Source organism: Mesorhizobium sp. WSM3859, assembly GCF_002295065.1.
Classification (GTDB): Bacteria; Pseudomonadota; Alphaproteobacteria; order Rhizobiales; family Rhizobiaceae; genus Mesorhizobium.
In genome coordinates, this window is sequence record NZ_NSGG01000009.1 from 1 (window position 1) to 22,958 (window position 22,958).

Consider the following 22,958-nt stretch of genomic DNA (forward strand, 5'->3'; position numbering starts at 1 on the left):
CTGGTGTTGCCAGAGCCAGGACCGCTGCGCTGACCAAGCAAGGTTCGGATCGGCGCCCAGTCCAGTTCCTTCGCTATCAGGTCGAAGATCGTCTCATCCGACGCCGCAAAACCGTCCGCTAGGCTCAGCTGACCAAGCACTCGATCGACCATCGCGAATCCTCCTTGCCGGATATCCGCATGGAATCACCGATCCGATTCTGTGCAAAGCCCTCCTTGCGGGAGAAGGTGGATCGGCGCGCAGCGCCGAGACGGATGAGGGGTGTTCCAGCGGAGTGAGACGTTGGTGTTCCCTGGAACACCCCTCATCCGACCTCGCTTCGCGAGGCCACCTTCCCCCACAAGGGGAAGAAATGAGCTCACCCCAGCGTCAGCCCCGCCTTCCTCGCTTCCTCGCGCAGGAACGGCAGGCCGACCTCGATCACGTCGCGCGGGTCTTCCGCCACCGGCCGCCACACCGCGAGACCGCCGGCGATGTCGACATCGACATGGTTCATGCTTTCGAGCGTGATCGCCCCCTCATAGCCGATGTCGGCGATCGCTTTCATGCAGGCCGCCCAGTTGAGCATACCGCGCCCCGGCACGCCGCGATTGGCTTCCGACACATGCACATAGCCGAGATAGGGCGCCGCCGCCTCGAAGCCGGCGGCGAAACTCTCTTCCTCGATATGCATGTGGTAGGTGTCGAGATGGATGAAGATGTTGTCGACGCCGACCCGCTCGATAATCCGCGCCGCGTCGATGCCGCGATTGATCAGATGCGTCTCGTAGCGGTTGCAGGGCTCGATGCCGAGCTTCAGGCTCCGCGACTTCGCCGACTTCGCTGCCCGTTCGAGGAAGCGGCACATGCCGTCGATCTCGCGCTGCGTCGGCGCCCGTCCGGTGGTCTTGCCGATCGTGCCGTAGGTGACGCCGCCAAGCACCTCGGCGCCGACCTCGTTGCAGACCTTGAAAGCCGGCTGCAGGAAGTCGAGCGCTTCGTCCGGCCGCTCGACCACGTCGAGCGCGCGCGGCAGGCCGAGCGACGGGATAAGCTGGACGCCATAGTGATTGGCAAAGCCGCGCGTGCGCTTGGTATCGATCTCCTCGGGGCGCAGCAGCGGGATTTCCATCAGGCCGATGCCGAGTTCCTTCAGCCGATCCATCTGCGGCTCGATGCGGGCAAGGTCCCAGACCGGAGCGATGGCGAAAGTGTGCAATCCGAAGGTATTCATATCAGCCTCGTTGCTCATGCGCCGCCGCGGCGGCAATGTCGCCGCCGCCGACGATGCGGCTGACGACTTCGTTCATATTGGTCCTGGCGGTGGCGAGATCGGCGTCCGCCCTGCCGTGCCGCAGCACCACGATGCGGTCGGTGACCGACAGCACATCGTTCAGCCGGTGCGAGATCAGGATGACGGCGATGCCTTCCGACTTCAGCCGCCGGATGAGGTCGAGCACGCTTTGCACCTCGCGCACGGCAAGTGCGGCCGTCGGCTCGTCCATGATGACGAGCTTCGGGTTGAAGGTGAGCGCACGGGCGATCGCCACGGTCTGCTGTTGGCCGCCCGAGAACGAGCCGACGGAACGGTTGATCGACGGCAGATGCGCGCCGAGCCGCTCGATCATTTTTGCGGCCTGGCGGTCCATCTCGCCTTTGTCGACGAAGCCGGGGAACAGGCCGAACAGCCGTTTCGTCGGCTCGCGCCCAAGGAAGATGTTCGACGCCACGTCCTGCTGCTTGGCCAGCGAAAGATCCTGATAGATCATCTCGATGCCGAGCTGGCGGCGCTGTCCGGGATCGAGGGCAAGAATGTCCTTGCCGTCGAATTCGATCGAGCCCGAGTCGGCGCGGTAGATGCCGGTGATGGTCTTCATCAGCGTCGACTTGCCGGCGCCGTTGTCGCCGACCAGCCCGACCACCTCGCCGGCCGCGACCGAGAGGTCGACGCCGTGCAAAACGTCAACCGCGCCGAAACTCTTGCGGATGCCGTGAAGCGAAAGCAGGGTCATACGCGTGACTCCTTCCGCACCTGGTACTGGTCGATGAACACGGCCAGGATCAGCACCGCGCCGATCGCCATCTGCTGGTAGTAGGATTGCACCGCAAGCAGCGTCAGCCCGTTCTGCAGCACGCCCATGATCAGCGCGCCGATCATTGTGCCGAGGATAGAAGCGCGGCCGCCGAACAAATTGGTGCCGCCAATGATCGCCGCCGTGATCGCGGTGAGCTCGTAATTGATGCCGGCGGTCGGATCGCCAGCGTTGACGCGGGCGGTGAAGAGCAGGCCGGCGAGCCCAGCCAGCGCGCCGGAGAGCGTGTAGATGATGCGACGGTGATGCTCGACGCGGATGCCGGCCGCGCGCGCCGCCCCTTCGCTGTCGCCTAGCGCCAGTGTGTGACGGCCGAAGCGTGTATAGGCAAGCACCGCATGCGCGACGATCGCCGTCAGCACCAGTATGATCACCGGCATCGGGATGCCGAACGGCCGCCCCTGGCCGATATAGACGATCTCGGGCGGCAGACCGTAGATCGCCCTGCCCTGCGAGATGACCAGCGCCAGCCCGCGCGCAAGGCCCAGCATGCCGAGCGTGACGATGAAGGCCGGGACGAAGGCGCGGGTGACCAACTGCCCGTTGATATGGCCGGCGATGCCGCCGGCCAGGATGCAGGCGATCACCAAGAAGACCGTCGGCCAGCCGAGATTGACGACCACGAATGCTCCCATAACACCTGCGAGGCCCATGACGGAGCCCAGCGACAGGTCGAGCCCGCCCGAGCCGATGACGAAGGTGGCGGCGATGGCCAGCACGCCGATGGTCGAGGTGGCCAGGAGGATATTGAGGAAGTTGCTGAGCGACAGGAAATAGGGCGACATCAGCGCCATCGCCGCGCTCAGCGCCAGAAGCACCACCAGCGACTCCAGCCTGATGTGGAGCCTTTCGACGGATGCGCGCTGCACTCGAGCCCAGAAGCCGGGCTGCGTCGTTTCGGAAGCCATCTTGCCTCGCTGTTCGCAAAAAGTTGGCTGGCGCAGGGTAGACCCGCGCCAGCCTGTCCGGGAGGACTATTTCACATATTGCAGCATCGGCTCCTTGCCGGCGTCGATCACGTCCTTGGTCAGCACCAGCGTGGGGACAGCGATGCTGTCCTCGACCTTATCGCCGGCCAGCGCCTTCTTGACGTTCTCGACTGCCTGCTTGCCGACGAGATAGGGAAGCTGCGCCACGGAGGCATTGAGGCGGCCTTCCTTGATCGACTTCACCGCGTCGGAATTGCCGTCGACGCCGATGATCGTCACCTGCTCACCCTTGCCGCCAGCATAGATCGATTCCACGGCGCCCAGCGCCATGGTGTCATTGGCGCAGAAAATCGCGACAAGATCGGGATGCGCCGTCAGCGTGTCGGTGGCGATCGAGGCCGACTTGTTGCGATCCCAATCGCCCGGCAGCGAAGCGACGATCTGCAGCCCCGGCGCCAGTTCTTTCAGCTTGTCGGCAAAGCCCTTGGCGCGCTTCTCGCCGGTGATGTTGCCCGACAGGCCTTCGATCACCAGCACCGGCCCCTTTGCGTCCTTGCCGAGCTTGGAGACGAGATATTCAGCCCCCTGTGCGCCGGCGGCCACGTTGTCGGAGCCGATATGGAAGGTAACCTTGACGCCTTCCTTGTCGAGCACCGCCTGATCGAGATTGTTGTCGAGGTCGACGATCTTGATGCCGGCGTCCTGCGCCGACTTCAGGCAGGGCAGAAGATTGGTCGAGTTGATGGCGGCGGTGATCATCGCCACCGGCTTGCGCTCGAGCATGGTGTTGCAGAGGTTCAGCTGCGGCTCGGCCGCCTGGTCGCTCTCTGCCGCCTGCTGGAAATATTTCACCCCGGCTTCCTTGGCGCCGTCCGCGACGCCCTGCGCCATCGCGCCCCAGAACGGATTGGCCAGCGTCTTCATCAGAACGCCATATTCGCCATCCTCGGCCTTGGCGACGCCGACGGCCGAAAACGCCAGAGCTACGCCCAATGCTAGGGTAAATCGATTTATCTTCAGGGTAAGCGATGTCATTCCAGTCCTCCTTCTGATCTGGCGTGCCGGATGCCTTGGCCAGGCCGGCACCGTCCTTCCGTTGTCGACAATGGGGGCTATTGTCGGTCTCCTCCCCCGGAATGCGGGACGCTGCCTGGCGAGCCAACCGATTCCCGCATCAACACCTTGCAAGGTTCGAGCCGCGCTCTCGGCGGTCCGCCCTCGCCTTCAATCCTGCGAAACAAAACCTCCATCGCGTTGGCGGCAATCTCGTGGACTGGCTGAACCACGGCGGCAATTGCCGGCCATGTCACCTGCATCCACTCGGCGTCGTCGAAGCCGACCAGCGAAATGTCGTTCGGGCAATGCCAGCCGCGTCGCCGGAATTCCGACAGCGCCACCAGCGTGCCCTTGAGGAAGAGCGAATAGACTGCCGTTGGCCGGTCGGCTCCTGCTTCGCGCTTGCTGAAGTAGTCGCGCAGCAGCATCCGCAAGGGCTCGACGTCGCTTTCACAAAGCACGACGTCGATGCGGATGTCGGGCACAAGCTCGAGCGCCGTGTTGCGAAACCCTTCGAGGCGGGCGCGAACGGTCGCCGCCTGCTGGCCGAGGCCGACGACAAGGATGTGGCGATGGCCCTGGACGATGAGCGCGCGCGCCACTTCGGCACTTGCAGCCGCGCTGTCTGCTGAAACGGTGTCGAAGGCATCGTCGGCAAGCACGCGATCGATCAGCACGCCAGTCATGCCGTTTGCTTTCATGAAGGCAGCCGCCGGCCCGTGCTCGTTGCGCACCGGCGCCAGCACGACACCGGCCACGCGCCAGTCATGCATGCGGGCGAGAATCTCCTTCTCGCGCTGCTCCGATTCACGGCTGGAGGCAGCGACCAGCGTATAGCCGCGCTGCTCGGCGAGGCCTTCGAGTTCGCTCACCATCTGGCCAAAGAACTCGCTTTCGAATTCCGGCATGATGGCGCCGATGATGCGGCGCTTGGCTCTGCGCATGTCGGAAGCGAGCGGGTCGACGCGGTAACCCAGAAGCTCGACGGCATCGAGGACGCGCTGCGCATTCTCCGGCTTGACCGTGGTGACGCCGGACAGCACCTTGGAGACGGTTGCCGCGGACACGCCGGCATGGCTTGCCACGTCGTGGATCGACGGGCGCCGCTGCGGGGCTTCCTGTTGCGCCATTGACCTCCTCCCGAGGGCAGGCAGCCGATTTTGCTGTCCCGCTAGCTAACCGATAAATCGATTTTTCGTTCTTGTAAATCGTTTCATCGTGGGTAAGACTCGAAGATGTGATTGACGCGATCCAATCGCGTCCGGGAGGAACGACATGTCCGACAAGGCCTTGCCGCTGGTCATCAGCGCACCCGAACCGCGCACGCTCGACCTGATCTTCACGCCGCCGCAACTGGCGCTGTTTCGCAAAAAATATCGCATCGTCGAGACAACGCCGGAAGGCGTCGCAAAGTTGCCGCCGGATGTGCTTGCCGAAGCGCGCTACATCGTTGGCCAGCCGCCCATCGCCTCGGAAACGCTGCAGAAAATGACGGCGCTGCGCTGCATCTTCAACGTCGAGACCAACCTCCTCAACAACATGCCCTATGAGACGCTGTTCGCGCGCGGCATTCACGTCGTCACCAGTGGTCTTGTCTTTGCCGAGCCGGTGGCCGAGCTTGGCCTCGCCATGGCGCTGAATCTCGCGCGCAACATCGTCGACGCCGACCTCGCTTTCCGGCAGGGCAAGGAACTGTGGGGCGGCGACGGCAACCAGACCGCGCGGCTCCTCTCCGGCGCCGATGTCGGCATCATCGGCTTCGGCGATCTCGGCCGCGCCCTCAATCGCCTGCTGAGCGGCTTCCGCACCCGCACGAAAGTCTACGATCCGTGGCTGCCGCCGTCGATCCTGGTCGACAATGGTGTCGAGCCGGCCTCGCTGGAGGAGGTGCTGTCGCAAAGCGATTTCGTCTTCGTCGTCGCTTCGGTCACCAGTGAGAACCAGGGTTTCCTAGGCGCGGACTCTTTTGCCAAAATGCGCAAGGGCGCCGCCTTCATCCTGCTCAGCCGCGCCGGCGTGGTTGATTTCGAGGCCTTGATGCAAGCGGTGAAGAGCGGCCACATCGTCGCCGCAAGCGACGTCTTCCCGGAAGAGCCGCTGGCGCAGGATCATCCCGTCCGCGCTCTACCCAACTTCCTGCGTTCGGCTCATCGCGCCGGCGCACTCGATATCGCCTTCAAGCGCATGGGCGACATGGTGTTGGAGGACATGGATCTCGTCGACCGAGGCCTGCCGCCGCTGCGCTCCAAGCGCGCCGAGCGCGAGACGGTCTCGCGGATGCGGTCGAAACCCGTCGACAGGAACTGAGGCTGCAGCGTCAGGCGACGAGATCACCTCTCGAGGCATGGCCTGCCGGCTGCCCGAAATTAGCCCTGAGCCAGGCGATCGCGCTGGCGACATCTTCAATGGCGAAGCGGGCAGCCGTCTCGCCCTGCGGCTTGACGCGGATCGAGATCCCGCCTGCGGCGTTGACCGTCTCGAAGCCGTTCTCGTCGGACGTATCGTCGCCGAGGAACACCGGACGCCTGCCGGTGAAAGCATCGAGTTGCATGAAGCGCCGGATCGCGGCGCCCTTGGCGGCTTCGAGCGGCATCAGCTCGACCCCGGCGTTGCCCGCGATCACGCGGTAGCCCTTCGGCAGGCGCTCAAGCGCAGCCTCGACCAGCTCCGTCGCGCGCGCAAGAAGCTGCGGCGCGGCTCTCGTATGGATGGCGAGCACCGGCCCCTTGCGTTCAACATAGACGGCCTGGCTTGCCAGCTCCAGTTCGATCTCGTCGGCAAGTGCCGCCATATCCGCCGGCGCGTCGGCGGCCTCGATAGGTCCGTCCGGCAGAAGCCTGTGCTCCAGCCCGTAGAGGCCGGCAATCCGGAGTTTCAAGGGGGCGAACAGATGGTCGACGGCCGCGATCGAGCGGCCGGTGATGAAGGCGAGCGCACCGTCCAACCGCCGCTCGATTGTCTGCAGGAGATCACGCAACTCCTCGCTGACCGAGACGGCGTCGGGATGCGCCGCGTGCTCCAGCAAGGTGCCGTCGATGTCGAGGAAAAGCGCCCACCGGCCTTCTGGAAGCGGCGGGGTGAGTTCTGCCTGGATGTTCATCGGAATCCGACTGCCTGTTTGCGTTCGAACATGGGGACGACATTGTCGCCGGTGGGGCCTGCCGGCCGCTCGTATAGGGCCGTGACTCGATCCAGGTCGCCGCGCTTCCTCAGCCGCGCCGCGTCGAGCAGCATGCTGCCGGCCCAGCGATAGACATTGTTGTCGCGCACGATCTCGCGCATGCGCCGCATGCGCTCGTGCTGCTCGTCCGACCCCATCGTCAGCGCCTGAAGCATCGCCTCGCTCATCATCGCCGCATCGTAAGGGTTGACGATCAGAGCCTCCAGCAGCTCGCGCGAAGCGCCGGCGAAGGTGCTGAGCAAAAGCACGCCCTGCTCGTCGTCGCGCGACGCGACGAACTCCTTGGCGACCAGGTTCATGCCGTCATGCAGGCTGGTGACAAGGCAGACGTCGGCGGCGCGATAGAGTTCATAGACCGCCGCTTGCGAATGATGCTCGGCCACCATGACCGCCGGCCGGTAGGTTTCGCTGCCGTAGCGCTGGTTAAGCTCCTCGGCACAGCGCAGACATTCCTCGTGCAGTTGTTTGTAGGCCGGCAACGTACCCCGGCTCGGCGCCGCGACCTGCAGGAACACGACTTTACCCACCATTTCAGGATGACGAATGAACAGCTCCTCCAGCGCACGGAAGCGGTCGAGGATGCCCTTGGTGTAGTCGAGACGCTCGACACCGACGCACAGCTTGGCGCCGGCTGGAATCCTGTGCCGCTTGCGCACGCGCAGCCGGCATTCCTCGACGCTGGGGAGCGCTTTCAGGAGATCGTCCGGCCATTCTATCGAGATCGGATAGGAATGCACCAGCGTCACCTGGCCGCCATAGGAAATGGCGGCATCGGCGCGCTCGATGCGGCTTTCCATGAAGCGGTCGACGCTCTCGGTGAAGTTGTTGGCGTGGTATTGGGTATGGAAGCCCACGATCGAACTGCCGAGCAGACCGTCCAGGATGCGCTCGCGCCACGGGCATATGCTGAACACTTCAGAATTCGGCCAGGGAATATGCCAGAAGGTGATGATGATCGCCTCGGGCAGACGCTCGCGGATCATTCGCGGCAAAAGCGCGAAGTGATAGTCCTGGACAAGCACGATCGGTCGCTCGTTGCGAGCTTCGGCAACCACCGTGTCGGCAAACTTGCGGTTGACGGCTTCATAGGCCTCCCAGTCCGACTCGCGAAAAATCGGCCGCGTGAAAGCGATATGGCAGAGCGGCCACAGGCCTTCATTGGCAAAGCCAAGATAGTAGCCCTGATATTCGTCGTCGCTCAGCCAGACCCGCCGCAGCGTATAAGAGGGATGGCCGGGCGGCACCTGCACACGGTCGTTTCCGTCGACCACCGTCCGGTCGGCTGTGCCGCCGCCATAGGCGATCCAGGTGCCGCCACAGGCGCGCGTGATCGGCTCCAGCGCCGAGACCAGCCCGCTCGCCGGCACGACGAGCTCGACCTCGCCGCCTTTGGTCTCGTTGTGGATATAGGGCTCGCGATTGGAGACCACGATGACCTGCGCATCCGGCAGGTCCTCGGCAAGGATCTTGCGCAGGGTATCAGGCGACCAGCTAACGAGAGCCGCATCGACCGACTGCCCATTCTTCTCGAATTCGCGCAGCACCTTGCGCGCGGCTTCGGTGCCGGAGTCGTCGCCGGAACCCGACATGGCCGACCCCCTTGGATGGCTGCGACGGTATCGGGATATCGAAATGAAAATCGCTAGTGCGGACAGTCCGAGGCTTGCGAGAATAAGGACCAATAGCAGGTCGACGCCATATTGTGTCATTGAAATGCCAGGTTGCCTCCGGCCATCCGTTCATTGTTTTCGTTCGTGCCGGCCGCGGACGGGCAGACCGGCTTAGGTCTGCAACGCACGAACCAGCGATCAGTTCCGACACTTTTCGATTGTTGGACGCGGGGTTGCAGCGCTTTATTTACGTTCGCACAATCAGCGGCACCTGGCCTTCATGCCTGTCTGGCAAGAAGGCGGCAACGCGGTCGCCGACCCGTTGGAAGGTGAGATCGACCGCTTTGTCGCCGACCGTCAGGTGCCTGATCGTGAGCGTGTCGATACCGATCGGGAGTCTTGGCCGCGTGACATGCAATTCGCCCTCCCAGCCGTCGATTTCGAGCCCAAGGCAGGCCTGCATCAGCATGAAGGTGGAACCGGCCGACCAGGCCTGTGGCAGGCAGGCCACGGGATAGGCGATGGGCGCCTCGCCCGGAGCCCGGGCGAAGCCGCAGAACAGTTCCGGCAGCCGCATGTTGAAATGCACGGCCGACTCGAACGTGCCGCTCATCAGCCGCACGACGCTGTCGCGCTCGCCGTAACGCGCCAGGCCGACGCCGCAGAGCGCAGTATCGTGCGGCCAGATCGAGCCGTTGTGGTAGGACATCGGGTTGAAGAACACCGCGTCGTCGGCAAGCGTCCTCAGCCCCCAGCCGGAATGGAAGGAGGCCGATAGGAGCTGGTCGGCGACCAGCCTGGCGCGCTCCGGCTGCGGCAGCCCGACGAAAAGCAGGTGCCCGGCATTCGACGTCCGGACCTTGCAGGGCTGGCCTTCGCCATCGATGGCCAGGGCGTAGAAATTCATGTCGTCCTGCCAAAAATCCCGTTCCACGGCCACCCGCATTTCCTCGGCACGGTTCTCCCAGTGCTCGGCGTCCGCGAATTCGCCGCGGCGGCGCGCGAGAGCCGCCAGGCCACGAAAGGCGGCAAAGACGTAGCCCTGCACCTCGACCAGCGCAATCGGTCCCTTGGGGATGCGGCCGTCGGCGTGGAACACTGAATCGAAACTGTCCTTCCAGCCCTGGTTGGCGAGGCCTGACTCGGCGGCGCGCTGGTAGGTGACGAAGCCGGTGGCGCGGCTCGCCTCCTCCGTCCATTCGGCGGCGGCCTTGAGCGAAGGCCAAAGCTTGTCGATGAAGGCCATGTCGCCGGTGCGGTCGGCATAGGCGGAAGCCAGATGGATATAGAGCGGCGTGGTGTCGACGCCGCCATAGTAGCGCCCGAACGGAAGCTCGCGCAGCGCCGCCATCTCGCCCTTACGCGTCTCATGCATGATCTTGCCCGGCTGGGAATCCGAGAAGGGCGACGTTTCGGTCGCCTGGTGCTCGGCCAGAAATGCCAGCACACCGCGCGCCAGTCCCGGATTGAGCCAAAGCATCTGCAGGCTGGAGATCACCCCGTCGCGGCCGAACGCCGTCGAGAACCACGGGATGCCGGCATAGGGATAAGGTCCTGTCGAAAGCTCGGTGGTGAGCAGTGCCACGTCGGCGCGGGCGCGCTCGACCCAGTCGTTGAAGACGCGGCCCGAACTGTGCACCGTGGCGCCATGCCTGCGCTTGGCGCGCATGCCGAAGCGCGCCCGCGCCGCAGCCGCGCGGAAGCGGTCGCGGTCGGGCGCATTGGCGACCTCGGGACCGACTTCGACATAGAGCACTTTTTGGCTGCGCTTGGTCACCGCGATGAGAAAATCGGCGCGATTGTCGCTCAGCTGGTCTGGCGCCTGCGAAAAGGAGATTGCGGAAAGCCGCGGCAGGCCGTCAAGGCCATCATAGCCGAGCAGCACCGAGGTCTTGTCGGTCTTGGCGACATGTGTCGTGCCGCGCTTCACCCGCGTCGAGCCGCGCACCTCGAACATGTCGCGAAAATCGGCGGCGAAATGCAGCGAGGCGGTGATCGTCGAATGCTCGCGGCTGTAGTTGGACAGCGTGATCCGCTCGAAAAGCCTGTCCTGCCAGATCAGCCTCACGCGTTCGATATGGATCGCGCCCTGCGGGATGTCGCGACCGGCGGCGCTCTGGATCGGCAGGTTGGTCAGGTTGGACGTGAACAACACATTGTCCTGGCTGAGCGAAGCGCCGAGCAGCGACATCTGCCTGCCGCCGATGGTCAGCCGGAATTCGGAGAGCACGCGCGTGTCGTCGCGGAAGAAGCCGTCGCCCGACCCCCTGATATCGCCATAGGCGTCGGCGACGGCAAAGCAATCGCCCTGCTTGAGGGCAAAAAGCCGGTGCGGTTCGCGCGGCGCCGTTTCGTCGAGTGAAGAAAGGGCTACGGCAGGATCGAGCTTGCGCTCGTCGAGCTCCATCATTCGTCACCTCTTCGTTTGCCCCGCCCTAGAGCATGATGCCGAAAAGTGTGAAGCGGTTTTCGGACGACATTATGCTCTGTCTCTTTGATTTAGAGCCGGATTGAGATTCAGGTCGAACAGACCCGAAACATCCGGCTCCAGGCATCAAGATCAGGAGGCCTTCGCCTCCGGCATGCCGGTCAGACGCATATAGGCAGCAACATAGTCGCTTGCCATTCTTGCCGCCGAGAACCTTTTCTCGAACACCGTCCTCACCTGCCGCCGGTCGAGATCGAGAAGCGCCGGCATCGACGCGACCGCGGCATCCACACTGTGCACGACGAAGCCGGTGACGCCATTATCGACGATCTCCGGCAAGGCGCCCTGGGCCCAGGCGATCACCGGCGTGCCGCAGGCCATGGCCTCGATCGCGACGAGGCCGAACGGCTCCGGCCAGTCGATGGGGAACAGCAGGCCTGCCGCATTGCCGAGGAACGCAGCCTTCTCGTCCTCGGTGATCTCGCCGACATAGTCGATGCGATCGCCGTCGATGAGCGCCTCGATGTTGTCGTGGAAATAGGCGCGGTCGTCGTCGCCGATCTTGGCTGCCAGCTTCAGCTTCAATCCGGTCCGGCGCGCGATCTCGATGGCGCGGTCCGGCCGCTTGTCGCGCGACAGCCGTCCGAGGAAGGCTAGATATGGTTCTTCGGCTCGCGGCTCGTAAGTCGGTTGGTAGGCATCGAGCGGCAATCCGTGATGGATCGTGGCGAGCCAGTTCGCGTCGGGCAGACCGCGCTTCTGGCTGTGTGAAATCGAGATCATCGGGAAACGCGGGAAGCGCTTATAGGCCGGCGCCAGATCCACATAGTCGAGCCGGCCATGCGGCGTCGTCACCGTCCGCCCCGCGATCTCTTCGAAGAACGGAAAATGCAGGAAGTGGCTGAGATGGAAATGGATGACGTCGAACTCTTGGGCGCGCGCGCGCACATCGGCGAGCATCGCCAGATGCGCGGCGATCTCCGATTTCTTCGGCCGCGGGTCGAGGCGTATGGCCTGGTCACGCGCGGATACCAGCCGCGCCGAGGTCTCGCTGTCGCCACTCGCGAACAGCGTCACATCGTGGCCAAGCCCGACCAGCGCCTCGGTGATGTAGAAGACGATCCGCTCGGTCCCGCCATAGAGTTTCGGCGGCACCGATTCATAGAGCGGCGCGACATGGGCAATGCGCATCGGGTCCCTCAGTTGTTGACGCGAAGCAAAATGCGTCAGCCGCCAGATCGTTCCTGCCCAATTTGTCGAGGTGCCGTTGGCCGCCGATTTTGCCGCGCCGCGCTTTACCCAGGGTCTCCGCGCCAGAAGCCACAGTCTCCTGCGCGGGATCTCACTGTTTCCGGCCGGATTATCGCGCCTCTACGACACCCGTTCAATTGACCGGCCAGGCCGGGCGGGAGTATCGAAGGATGCCTTTCCTTACGTCGACCCCGGCGCCGCCGCGGTGACCCGCCACACCGTGTTGCCGACATCGTCGGCAATCAGCAGCGCGCCGGATTTGTCGACGGCAACGCCGACCGGACGGCCTCTCGCCTCGCCCTTGTCGTTGAGGAAGCCGGTGACGACATCCTGCGCCATGCCGTTCGGATGCCCGCCGCTGAACGGCACGAAAACCACCTTGTAGCCATTGAACTGGGAGCGGTCCCAGCTGCCATGCTCGCCGACAAAAGCGCCGCCGCGATAGGATTGCGGCAGGTTGTTCGCTGTATAGAAGGCAAGCCCGAGCGGCGCGACATGCGAGCTCAGCGCATAGTCCGGCGGGATGGCCTTGGCCACCATGTCCGGCCGCTGCGGCATCACACGCGGATCGACATGCTGGCCGTAATAACTGTAGGGCCAGCCATAGAAGGCGCCGTCCTTCACCGACGTCATATAGTCCGGCACGAGGTTCGGTCCGAGTTCGTCGCGCTCGTTGACCACCGTCCATAGCGCCTTGCTTTCCGGTTCGAACGATAGCCCGTTCGGGTTGCGCAGCCCACTGGCGAAGATGCGCCAGCGGCCGGTGGCGCGGTCGACCTCCCAGATCGCGGCGCGGTCTTTTTCGGCCTGGATGCCGTTCTCGGTGATGTTGCTGTTCGAGCCGACGCCGACATAGAGCAATGAGCCGTCCGGACTCGCCACCAGGCTCTTCGTCCAGTGGTGATCGATCGGCCCGCCTGGCAGTTCCGTCAGCACCTTGCCGGGTGCCGTGATCTTCGTATCGCCCGGCTGGTAGGGATAGCGCACAATCGCGTCCGTGTTGGCCACATAGAGGTCGGTGCCGACCAGCGCCACGCCGAAGGGTGAGTTGAGATGGTCGAGGGACACGCCCTGATAATCCGGCTTGCCGTCGCCATTGGTGTCGCGCAGCAGCGTGATACGGTTGCTCGGCCCGGTATCGCCGCCGGAGGTGACCCAGCCCTCGACCCAGCCCATGACGATATCCTTCGGCCGCTTGACCGATGCTTCATCCGGTGCCTTGGACTCCACCACCAGAATGTCGCCATTGGGCAGCACGTAAAGCGAGCGCGGATGCTGAAGCCCCTTAGCCAGCGCCTCGATCTGCAGGCCTTGCGCGACGGTCGGCTTTTCATCGTTTTTCCAGCCGACCACCGAGGCCAGGTGCATTGGCGGGAACAGGTATTGATTTATCTCCGGCAGTTTCGGGTTCGGGCCGATCTGCGCGTTCGGATCGGTGTTGTCGTCGCTGCAGCCGGCAATGCTCAGCACCGCCGCACAGCAAAGGGCCGCGATCGGCCATCTGATCGCGCTGTCAAACCGTCTCATCGGCCACTCCTACGTGATGGCGGTAGACCAGCGCCCAGCCGAGCCAGCCCGTGAAGATCAGGATGATCACCACCAGCGCCGACAGGATCAGCCCGGTCGGCACCACGGATGTCCAGGCATCTCTCGTATGGATCAGCATGTTGAAGAAGGACAGAACAAGCGCGATGAGGTTGCCGACCATGTGCAGCCACGCAGTCGGCTGGGCGCGTATCCTGCGGCCGCCAAGAAAGTCGGTAAGCCCCGCTATGGCGGCCAGTATTCCGACGATGACGCCAACGGTCAGGAGCCAGGCCGAGAAGTTGGCCCAGGTCATTTCGGCCGTCCGCCAATAGGCGATATCGGTGAGCAAGGTCCCGACGAAACAGGCGATGGGGATGGTGACGAGCATGGGATGGATGGGATGGCCGGCTATGCTTGCCGTAGATCGCGGATTGTGCATGCGGGAGCTCCTTTCCGCGCTGCTGCTTGGGCTTAACAGCGCGAAAAGAGGAATGTTCCGCCGGAAATTCGCGCGCTCACCGGAAGGTGAACACCGATATCCCTTCAGTCACGGCTGACCCGGAATAGACTGTTCGATTGCGGCGGTGCGCATTCTGCAAATGTCACTTAAGACGGCTGGCATGCCACTTCAGATGATCGTCCATGAAGGTCGAAATGAAATTGTAGGAATGGTCATAGCCTTCCTGCATGCGCAGGGTCAGATCGATGCCTGCCTTCCTGCAGGCTTCTTCCAGCAGCCATGGCCTAAGGCCATCCTGCAGGAAACCATCTGCCGTGCCCTGGTCGACGAGAAATTCCGGGAAGCGCTTGCCGTCCTCGATTAGCAGCGTCGCGTCATAGGCGCGCCAGCTCCTTTCATCCGCTCCGAGGTACTTCTCTAAAGCGGGCCGCGACCAGCCGGCCGTCGAGGGCTGCACGATCGGTGCGAAGGCCGAGCAGCTCCGATAGCGCTCGGGATTTTTGAGCGCGATCGTCAGCGCGCCATGTCCTCCCATCGAATGGCCGAAGATGGCCTGGCGCGACATGTCGACCGCAAAATTGGTGGCAACGAGCGCCGGCAATTCCTCGGCGATGTAGGAATACATCCGGTAGTTCTTCGTATAAGGCTCTTGCGTCGCATCGAGGTAGAAGCCGGCGCCGCAGCCGAATTGCCAATTGTCCTTTTCGTCTGGAACATCCGGCCCACGCGGGCTGGTGTCGGGACAAACGACGATGAGCCCGAGTTCCGATGCCGTCCGTCGGTACTCGCCTTTGTCCATGACGTTGGCGTGCGTGCAGGTGAGTCCGGACAGATACCAGAGGACCGGCAGCAACCGGTCCTTGGCCTGCGGCGGCACGAACACCGCAAAGGTCATGTCGCAGGCGCAGACCTTCGAAGCGCGTGAATAGACGCCCTGGATGCCGCCATGCGATTTGGAGGTGGAAACGACCTTCATCAGTTCTGCCCTCGTCAGGAATCCGGCCCGGGCATAGCCGTCGGCCAGGGCCTGCGCAACCTCGCGCCTCGCAAAACCATAGGGACGGCGCGGCGGAGCCGTGCCGTCTACGGTTAGCCTGCCGGAGAAATCAGGTCCGGGCCGACCTGCTGAAAACCGGGGACCCCGCAAAGCTTCAGGCCAGTTGCGATTTCCTCGAGCAGGATATCAAGCACCCGCTCAACACCGGCCTGCCCTTCCACCGCACCGAACAAAGCGGCGCGGCCGACTGCCGAGGCCGTCGCTCCGCGGGCCCTTGCCTTGATGACGTCCATGCCCGTGCGGATGCCGGAGTCGATCAGGATCGGAGCCTGGCCGCCCACAGCTGCATGCACGGCTCCGATAGCGTCGATGCTCGATATAGCGCCGTCGAGCTGGCGGCCGCCATGATTGGACACCCAAACCCCGTCCGCGCCCTCCCCGATCAATCTCGCGGCATCGTCCGGATGCAGGACGCCCTTGACGATCAGCGGCCCTTTCCACCAGTCACGGATCGTGCGGAAGTCGTCCCAGTCGAAACCCGCATGGAGATTGCGGCCGACGCGCGCCGCGATCGTCAGCCCCGCGCTGGTATCGCCGAGGTAACCACGGACATTCTCGAACTGAGGCAGGCCGCCGCGAAGCAGGCGAAACGACCATCCCGGATGCGCGATCCCTTCGATCATGTGCCGCAAAGAAGGCCTGAGCGGGATCGAAATTCCGTTCCTCAGGTCCTTCTCGCGCTTGCCGCCCGTCTGCAGATCGACGGTGACGACCAGCGCCGAATAGCCGAACTCTTCAGCCTGCCGCACCAGTCGGCGATTGAAATCGAAATCCTTCAGCACATAGAGCTGGAACCAGAGCGGTCCCTGGACGGCCCTTGCCATCCGCTCGATGCCGGTCGTCGCCATGGTCGACAGCGTGTAGGGAATGCCGCGCGGCGCCGCCGCTTTGGCAATCGCGATATCGGCGCCAGGGCGAACCAGTGCGCAGGACCCCATCGGGCTGATCACCAGCGGCGTTGGATAGGTCCTCGACCACAGCGTCGTGGCCAAATCCGGGTGGGATACGTCGGTCAGAACGCGCGGCAGCAGGCGGATGCGTTCGAAGCCGGCGCGGTTGTCGCGCAGGGTCAGTTCCTGACCCGCCCCGCCATCGACGAACTCGAAGACGGATTTTGGCAGCCGGCGGCGCGCCAGCTGGCGGAAATCCTCCACCGAAACGTAGCGATCGAGCCGCCCCATCGCCTCAGGCCGCGAGCCGGTCGCAGACGTTTCCGGTGATCTCGGCGGTCGATGATTTTCCCTTCAGATCGGCGCTGAGCAGCCCGTTTGCCAGGCACGCTTCGGTCACACGGCGGATCTGTTCTGCGGCCCGCAGCAGCCTTTCGTCGCCATGTCCGCGGCCAAGCCAGTCGAGCATTGCCGCCGCCGACAGGATCGTCCCGTAGGGATTGGCGATCCCCTTGCCGGCAATGTCCGGCGCGGAGCCGTGCGCCGCCTGGAAGAAGCCATTCGCGTCGCCGACCTCCGCCGAGGGCGCCATGCCCATGCCCCCGACCGTCGCCGCCGCCAGGTCCGACAGAATGTCGCCGAACATGTTCTCGCTGACGATGACGTTGAAATGGCCGGGCTTCAGCACGAGGTGCATGGCCATGGCGTCGACCAGCGCATGTTCCGTCTCGATGTCGGGATAGTCTTTCGCCACCTCGTCGAAGACGGAGCGGAAAAAAGCGTAGCTGCGCAGCACGTTGGCCTTGTCGCAGCAGGTCACCCGGCGAACCCCGTCGCGCGGCGCGCCATTCGACTGGCGCGACAGCTCGAAGGCCTTGCGCACGATGCGCTCGATGCCGGCGCGCGTCTGCACAAGTGTGTCGACCGCCACTTCGCCGCGCAGCAGCGCCCCTGCCCCGCGCGCGGCGTAAAGCCCCTCGCTGTTCTCGCGCAGGATGACGTAGTCGATGTCGCCGGCCTTCACCCCGGTGAGCGGGCTGGTCACCCCTTCGAAGAGCCTGATCGGGCGGATGTTGGCATAGAGGTCGAGCTCGAAGCGGAGCCTCAGCGTGAAGTCGAGCCCGGCTTCCGTGCCGTCCGGATAGACCACGCCCGGCAGGCCGCCGGCGCCGTGCAGGATCGCATCCGCCGCCCGGCACGCCTCGAAGGTCGGCTGGGGAAAGCTCTGTCCGGTCTCCAGAAAATGCTCGGCGCCGGCCGGGTATTCGGTGAACCGCAAAGGGCAGCCCGGCCCGAGCGCGGCCTTCACCACCTCAACGGCCGCGGCGCAAACCTCGGGGCCGATGCCGTCGCCATGCACGACCGCGATCTGATAGACATCCTTCATCGCCAATCCCTCAGGAACCGCAAATATTCAGATGCATTTGCCGCCGTCGACATTGAGGTCGACGCCGGTGATCATGCTGGCTTCGTCGGAGCACAGGAACGCGGCGGCGTTGCCCATGTCCTGCGGCGTCGACAGCCGGCCGATCGGAATGGTGGCGACGACGCGGGCGCGGTTTTCCTCGCCCGAGCCGATGAAGGTGGACAGAAGCGGCGTGTCGCCGGCGACAGGGTTGATCGCGTTGACGCGGATGCCGAACGGCGCGAGTTCCACCGCCATGGCGCGGGTAGCGGCGATCGCCCAGCCCTTCGAGGCGTTGTACCAGGTGAGGTTCGGACGCGGCGAAACGCCGCCCGTGGAAGCGACATTGAGAATGGCGCCCGCTTTGATCGATTTGAAATGCGGCACCACGGCGCGGGCGCCGTTGTAGATCGAGCGCAGGTTGACGTTGGCGATGCGGTCGAACAGGCCTTCGTCCATCGTCTCCAACGGCAGCGGCGGCTGCGCGACGCCGGCATTGTTGACCAGTATGTCGAGCCCGCCGAAGGCAGAGCGCGCCAGGTCAGCGGCCGCGACAAAGCTCTCCAGCGTCGAGACGTCGCCCGTGATCGGCCGCACCTTGTCGCCGGCTTCGCCAGCAACGCGCGAAGCCGCGGCTTCGTCGCGGTCCATCAGCACGACCGATGCGCCTTCCTCGAGGAATTTCTTGACGATGCCTTCGCCAAACCCCGACCCGCCACCGGTGACGATGGCGATCTTGCCAGCAAGTCTCATATCTGTTCCTCCGTTGCCGGCAACATCGGGGAAGACGCGCGCGTTGCACAGTCCGATTATCTGAACGCCCTTTTAGCTTTCCTTGTTTGAGGTCACCCGAACCGGGAGTAATAGTCGCCTCGGAATTCGTGAGGAGGAGACGATGACGCTGAACTTCGACCCGAGGGCGAAGGCCACGACGCTCTATCATGGCGAATTCCGGCCGATGTTCATCGGCGGCAAGTGGGTCGCGGCGCAGTCCGGCGAGGTCATGCAGGCGCTGAACCCGGCGACTGGCGAGGTGCTGGCGACGGTGCCGCGCGGCGGAGCCGCCGATATCGACGCGGCGGTGGCCGCCGCGCGGGCCGCGTTCGAGGGGCCTTGGTCGAAATTCTCGCCCTACGAGCGGCAATGCGTGCTGCTCAGGATCGCCGACCTCTTCGAAAAGCATTGGGAAGAGCTCAGCGTCTCCGACACGCTCGACATGGGGCTGCCAATCACGCGTACGCTGGCCAACCGGCGCCGGGTCATCGGCATGCTGCGCTTCTATGGCGGCATGGCGACCGCGCTGCATGGCGAGGCGATCGACAATTCGATCCCCGGCGAGATCGTCACCTTCACCCGGCGCGAGCCGGTCGGCGTCGTCGGCGCGATCATCCCCTGGAATGCGCCGACCGCCGCCTCGATCTGGAAGATCGCGCCGGCTCTCGCCACCGGCTGCACCATGGTGCTGAAGCCGTCGGAGGATGCATCGCTGACGCCGCTCCTGATCGCGAAGCTGATGCAGGAAGCCGGCGTGCCCGACGGCGTCGTCAACATCGTCACCGGGATCGGTGCCGAGGCCGGCGCGCGGCTCGCCGAGCACCCGGACGTCAACAAGATCGTCTTCACCGGCTCGACGCTGACCGGCCAGGCGATCGCCCGGGCCGGCGTTGCCAACCTCAAGCGCGTTTCGCTGGAGCTCGGCGGCAAGTCGCCGATCATCGTCTGCCGCGACGCCGATATCGACAAGGCCGTGCCGGTCGCGGCGATGGCGGTGTTCGTGCATTCGGGCCAGATCTGCATCGCCGGCTCGCGATTGTTCGTGGCGCGCGAGATCCACGACGAGTTCGTGCGCCGGGTCGCCGAGTTCGCCGGCGAGCTGCGCATCGGCCACGGCATCGAGGCGGAAACCGAGATCGGCCCGCTGATCAATGCGAGGCAGGCCGGCAAGGTGGAAGGCTACATCAGGGCCGGCAGCGAAGAAGGCGCCAGGCTGGTCGCCGGCGGCTCGCGGCTGACGGGTGAGCTCTATGACGGCGGCAACTTCATCGCGCCGACCGTCTTCGGCGCGGTGTCGGACAAGATGACCATCGCGCGGGAAGAGATCTTCGGGCCAGTCATCTCGGCCATGCCCTTCGACACGCTGGACGAGGCGGTCGCGCGCGCCAACGCGACGCCTTACGGCTTGGCGGCAGGCATCTTCACCACCAACCTCGGCACCGCGCACAAGCTCGCGCGCCGCGTCAAGGCCGGCTCGGTCTGGGTCAACATGTACCACGCCATCGATCCGGCCGTGCCGTTCGGCGGCATGAAGATGTCCGGCTATGGCCGCGAGGGCGGCGTCGAGCATCTGCACGAATATCTGGAAACCAAGGCGGTCTGGATCCAGACCGACTAAGCATCCGCCCCGGAACAGTCAGTGCGCCAGCTCGCGCAGATTGGTGCGGATCAGGTTCATCAGCTGTTCTGAGAAGGAGTGGTGCACATAGCCGCGCGCGGTGATGATGCCGACGGCGCGGTGGGCGTCGCGATGGTCGATCGGCACCACCCGCATGCGCTCGTCATTGCGTGAGATGGCGATGCCCGGCACCACGCAGACGCCCAGTCCCGACGACACCAGCGCCACCGCCGTCTGCGCGCTTTCGACCTCGTATTGCGGCTTGAGCTCGATCCCTTCCGCCGCCGTCAGCCGGTCGAGAAGGCCGCGCACCGCCGTCTTGCGGTTGAGCAGGATCAGCGGGAAGCGCTTGAGATCGGACAGATTGAGCTTCTTTTCGCCGCCATAGGTCTCCGTCGGGATGCAGGCCATCAGCGGATCGTCGAGGATCGACTCGAACAGGAAGTCGTTGAGGTTCGGCAGTTCGGGACCGATGTAGAATTCGACCTCCTGCTGCTGCAACAGCGCGAGTGCCCCCTGCGGCGGGGTCTCGATGACCTCGACGATCGAGCGCGGATAGCGCAGCTTGAACGTCGCCAATATGTCGCCCAGCCGGCTCGCCGCAAGCGTCGGCGCGCAGGCGATCTGCACCTTGCCCTTGCGCCGCGCGGCGATCTCGGTCAGCCGGTCGAGGCTGGTTTGCACCTGCGACATCGCATTGGCGATCTCCTCGAACAGCACCTGGCCTTCCGGCGTCAGGCTGGCGCGTTGCGCCGTGCGGATGAACAGCGAGATGCCGATCTGCTCCTCGAGGTCGCGTATCTGCATCGAGACGGCCGATGGCGAGCGGTTGCTCTCTTCGGCAGCACGACGGAAGCTGCCGTTTTCCGCGGCAAGCAGGAACGTCTGCAGAAGTTTGAGGTTGATGCTGGACATGTCCGCTCGGGCAGGTGATCTGACATCCTGCCCTATTCAGACGCGGAAGCGATTGCAAGGCAATAGGCCGGCTCAGGCGCCGGTCGGGTTTAGCCAGCAAATCTCTTCCCGCTCAAGATGTGTTGAGATTCAGGTCAGGCCGAGTCGGAGTCAAAGACGGGCGCGAAGCGACCAAACAAGGTGGCTTCCGAGAACCGGAGCGGAGCGTACTTAAAGTATGTGAGCACCGGAAGCGCAGGAAGCCACCGTTTGCAGGCCGGCCTCACCTGAATATCAACACACCTTAGTGGACCGCGGCGAACATGACGCGTTCCTCGGTCGCGTCCGACAGCATCATCTCCTCGACCACGCGGCCGCGCTTGACGACCAGGATGCGGTCGGAAACCGCAAGGATTTCCGGCAGATAGGACGAGATGACGACGACGGCCATGCCCTGATCGGCAAGGTCGCTGATGAGCTGATGGATCTCGACGATCGCGCCGACATCGACGCCGCGTGTCGGCTCGTCAAAGATCACCAGCTTAGGCTTTTGGATGAGCGACTTGGCGATCACGACCTTTTGCTGATTGCCGCCGGAGAGCTCGATCATCCGGGCGCGATCGCTGATCTGCTTCAGCCTCAGACGCTCGCCCCACTGCTTGGCCAGCTCCCTGGCGCGCGACATCGAAACCATCGACACTGGGTTCGAGTTGTCGGCCAGCTCGCCGATCTGCAGGTTCTCGCCCGCCGTCATCGTCTCGAAGAAGCCGTCGAATTTGCGGTCCTCCGTCACATAGACGATGCCGTCGCGCACCGCCGGCCGGGGCACACGATAGCGTACCGACTTGCCGAGCAGGCGGATTTCGCCGCCATGGAAGATGTTGCGCTTCAACAGGCCGGCGACGACCTTGGCCATCTCGGTGCGGCCGGCACCGACCAGCCCGAACATGCCGGTGACCTGGCCCGAAAACACCGAGAAGGACGAGTTGCGCACCAGGCCGGCGCAGGAGAGGTTCTCGACCGAAAGCACCTTGTCGCCATAGGGCCGCGCGGTGCGCTTGACCTCGCCATGCAGCGTTTCGGTGAGCGTGCGGCCGACCATGGCCTGCACGATCGAGGCGCGGGTGAAACCCTTGGCCTCGCCCGAAGCGACGATCTCGCCGTCGCGCATCACGGTGATGCGATCGGCGACGGCGAGCGCCTCTTCCAGCGCATGGGTGATGAAGATGATGGCGATGCCCTCTTTCACCAACCGCTGCAGAAGGTTGAAGAAATGCCGCTTCTCTTCCGGCGTCAGCGTCGCGGTCGGCTCGTCGAAGATGATGACGCGGGCCTTGTGATGGACGGCGCGCGCGATCTCCACCATCTGTTTGTGCGCCGCGCCCAGCGTGCTCACCTGCGCGGTCGGGTCGACCTGGAAACCCATGCCGGCGAGGAACTGGCGCGCCTGGATGTAGAGGCCGCGCAGCCGGTTGAACATCTTCTCTTCGCCGAGATAGAGGTTCTGCGCCACGGTCATCGCCGGCACCAGGTTGGTCTCCTGGAACACCATGGCGATGCCGGCGCGCAGCGCTTCGGCGGGCGTGGCGAAGGACACTTCCTTGCCGTCGAAGAACAGCTTGCCCTCGGTCAGCTTGAACACGCCGGCCATGACCTTGGTCAGCGTCGATTTGCCGGCGCCGTTTTCGCCCAGAAGCGCGTGGATCTCGCCCTTGCGCAGGTCGAAATTGACGTTCTTGAACGCCGGGATGCGCGCGAACGCCTTGGTCGCGTCCTTGAGTTCGATGATGTTGGCGTACGACATCG

Annotated in this window: 19 protein-coding genes; 2 read left to right on the plus strand and 17 right to left on the minus strand. The window is 64.3% G+C overall.

Annotation, left to right across the window (positions count from 1 at the left end; all coding sequences use genetic code 11):
• Nucleotides 1–358 precede the first annotated feature (358 nt).
• The 5 genes from CK230_RS19380 to CK230_RS19400 all read right to left on the minus strand — a co-directional run bounded on the left by CK230_RS19380 (nt 359) and on the right by CK230_RS19400 (nt 5,187).
• A complete protein-coding gene (locus CK230_RS19380; RefSeq protein WP_095818752.1) occupies nt 359–1,213 on the minus strand; it encodes a sugar phosphate isomerase/epimerase family protein in 855 nt (284 codons plus the stop codon).
• Between the two features lies 1 nt (nt 1,214).
• Nucleotides 1,215–1,991 carry an ATP-binding cassette domain-containing protein gene (locus tag CK230_RS19385; protein WP_095818753.1) on the minus strand — a complete coding sequence of 259 codons (777 nt, stop codon included), beginning with the start codon at nt 1,989–1,991 and terminating at the stop codon, nt 1,215–1,217.
• Complete coding sequence (locus CK230_RS19390) at nt 1,988–2,980, minus strand: ABC transporter permease (RefSeq protein ID WP_095818754.1); 993 nt, start codon at nt 2,978–2,980, stop codon at nt 1,988–1,990. Before CK230_RS19390 ends, CK230_RS19385 begins: the two co-directional genes overlap by 4 nt.
• A 66-nt stretch (nt 2,981–3,046) precedes the next feature.
• The gene (locus CK230_RS19395) at nt 3,047–4,036 is read right to left on the minus strand and encodes a substrate-binding domain-containing protein (RefSeq protein ID WP_245429977.1); all 990 of its coding nucleotides are present in this window, start codon (nt 4,034–4,036) and stop codon (nt 3,047–3,049) included.
• Nucleotides 4,037–4,113: 77 nt separating this feature from the next.
• The gene (locus CK230_RS19400) at nt 4,114–5,187 is read right to left on the minus strand and encodes a LacI family DNA-binding transcriptional regulator (protein ID WP_095818756.1); all 1,074 of its coding nucleotides are present in this window, start codon (nt 5,185–5,187) and stop codon (nt 4,114–4,116) included.
• Between the two features lie 145 nt (nt 5,188–5,332).
• On the opposite strand from CK230_RS19400, the gene CK230_RS19405 reads away from it, so the two are divergent.
• A complete protein-coding gene (locus tag CK230_RS19405; protein ID WP_095818757.1) occupies nt 5,333–6,364 on the plus strand; it encodes a hydroxyacid dehydrogenase in 1,032 nt (343 codons plus the stop codon).
• A 10-nt stretch (nt 6,365–6,374) separates the two neighbouring features.
• Here CK230_RS19405 and otsB read toward each other — a convergent pair whose 3' ends face one another.
• The 10 genes from otsB to CK230_RS19455 all read right to left on the minus strand — a co-directional run bounded on the left by otsB (nt 6,375) and on the right by CK230_RS19455 (nt 18,619).
• Entirely contained in the window at nt 6,375–7,157 is a 783-nt protein-coding gene (gene otsB, locus CK230_RS19410) for a trehalose-phosphatase (RefSeq protein ID WP_095818758.1), read from the minus strand.
• The gene (locus CK230_RS19415) at nt 7,154–8,947 is read right to left on the minus strand and encodes a trehalose-6-phosphate synthase (protein ID WP_095818759.1); all 1,794 of its coding nucleotides are present in this window, start codon (nt 8,945–8,947) and stop codon (nt 7,154–7,156) included. The genes otsB and CK230_RS19415 overlap by 4 nt, the downstream gene beginning before the upstream one ends.
• A gap of 148 nt (nt 8,948–9,095) precedes the next feature.
• The gene (locus CK230_RS19420) at nt 9,096–11,258 is read right to left on the minus strand and encodes an amylo-alpha-1,6-glucosidase (protein ID WP_095818760.1); all 2,163 of its coding nucleotides are present in this window, start codon (nt 11,256–11,258) and stop codon (nt 9,096–9,098) included.
• Between the two features lie 150 nt (nt 11,259–11,408).
• On the minus strand, nt 11,409–12,467 hold the full coding sequence (locus CK230_RS19425) for a glycosyltransferase family 4 protein (protein ID WP_095818761.1): 1,059 nt from the start codon (nt 12,465–12,467) through the stop codon (nt 11,409–11,411).
• 240 nt (nt 12,468–12,707) lie between these two features.
• Nucleotides 12,708–14,054, minus strand: a complete 1,347-nt coding sequence (locus CK230_RS19430; RefSeq protein WP_095818762.1) for a sorbosone dehydrogenase family protein — start codon at nt 14,052–14,054, stop codon at nt 12,708–12,710.
• A complete protein-coding gene (locus tag CK230_RS19435; RefSeq protein ID WP_095818763.1) occupies nt 14,041–14,493 on the minus strand; it encodes a DUF2231 domain-containing protein in 453 nt (150 codons plus the stop codon). Before CK230_RS19435 ends, CK230_RS19430 begins: the two co-directional genes overlap by 14 nt.
• A gap of 163 nt (nt 14,494–14,656) precedes the next feature.
• A complete protein-coding gene (fghA, locus tag CK230_RS19440) occupies nt 14,657–15,490 on the minus strand; it encodes an S-formylglutathione hydrolase (protein ID WP_095818764.1) in 834 nt (277 codons plus the stop codon).
• A gap of 113 nt (nt 15,491–15,603) precedes the next feature.
• Nucleotides 15,604–16,752, minus strand: a complete 1,149-nt coding sequence (locus CK230_RS19445; RefSeq protein ID WP_095818765.1) for an alpha-hydroxy acid oxidase — start codon at nt 16,750–16,752, stop codon at nt 15,604–15,606.
• Between the two features lie 4 nt (nt 16,753–16,756).
• Nucleotides 16,757–17,848, minus strand: coding sequence for an isocitrate/isopropylmalate dehydrogenase family protein (locus tag CK230_RS19450; RefSeq protein WP_095818766.1), 1,092 nt, complete (start codon nt 17,846–17,848; stop codon nt 16,757–16,759).
• 27 nt (nt 17,849–17,875) lie between these two features.
• Nucleotides 17,876–18,619 carry a glucose 1-dehydrogenase gene (locus tag CK230_RS19455; RefSeq protein ID WP_095818767.1) on the minus strand — a complete coding sequence of 248 codons (744 nt, stop codon included), beginning with the start codon at nt 18,617–18,619 and terminating at the stop codon, nt 17,876–17,878.
• Between the two features lie 142 nt (nt 18,620–18,761).
• Between CK230_RS19455 and CK230_RS19460 the strand changes: the two genes are divergently transcribed.
• Nucleotides 18,762–20,258, plus strand: a complete 1,497-nt coding sequence (locus CK230_RS19460; RefSeq protein WP_095818768.1) for an aldehyde dehydrogenase family protein — start codon at nt 18,762–18,764, stop codon at nt 20,256–20,258.
• An 18-nt stretch (nt 20,259–20,276) separates the two neighbouring features.
• Here the strand turns inward: CK230_RS19460 and CK230_RS19465 are convergent, their stop codons facing one another.
• Together CK230_RS19465 and CK230_RS19470 are read right to left on the minus strand one after the other, a co-directional pair.
• On the minus strand, nt 20,277–21,173 hold the full coding sequence (locus tag CK230_RS19465) for a LysR family transcriptional regulator (RefSeq protein WP_095818769.1): 897 nt from the start codon (nt 21,171–21,173) through the stop codon (nt 20,277–20,279).
• A gap of 283 nt (nt 21,174–21,456) precedes the next feature.
• On the minus strand, nt 21,457–22,956 hold the full coding sequence (locus CK230_RS19470; protein WP_095818770.1) for a sugar ABC transporter ATP-binding protein: 1,500 nt from the start codon (nt 22,954–22,956) through the stop codon (nt 21,457–21,459).
• Between the last annotated feature and the right edge of the window lie 2 nt (nt 22,957–22,958).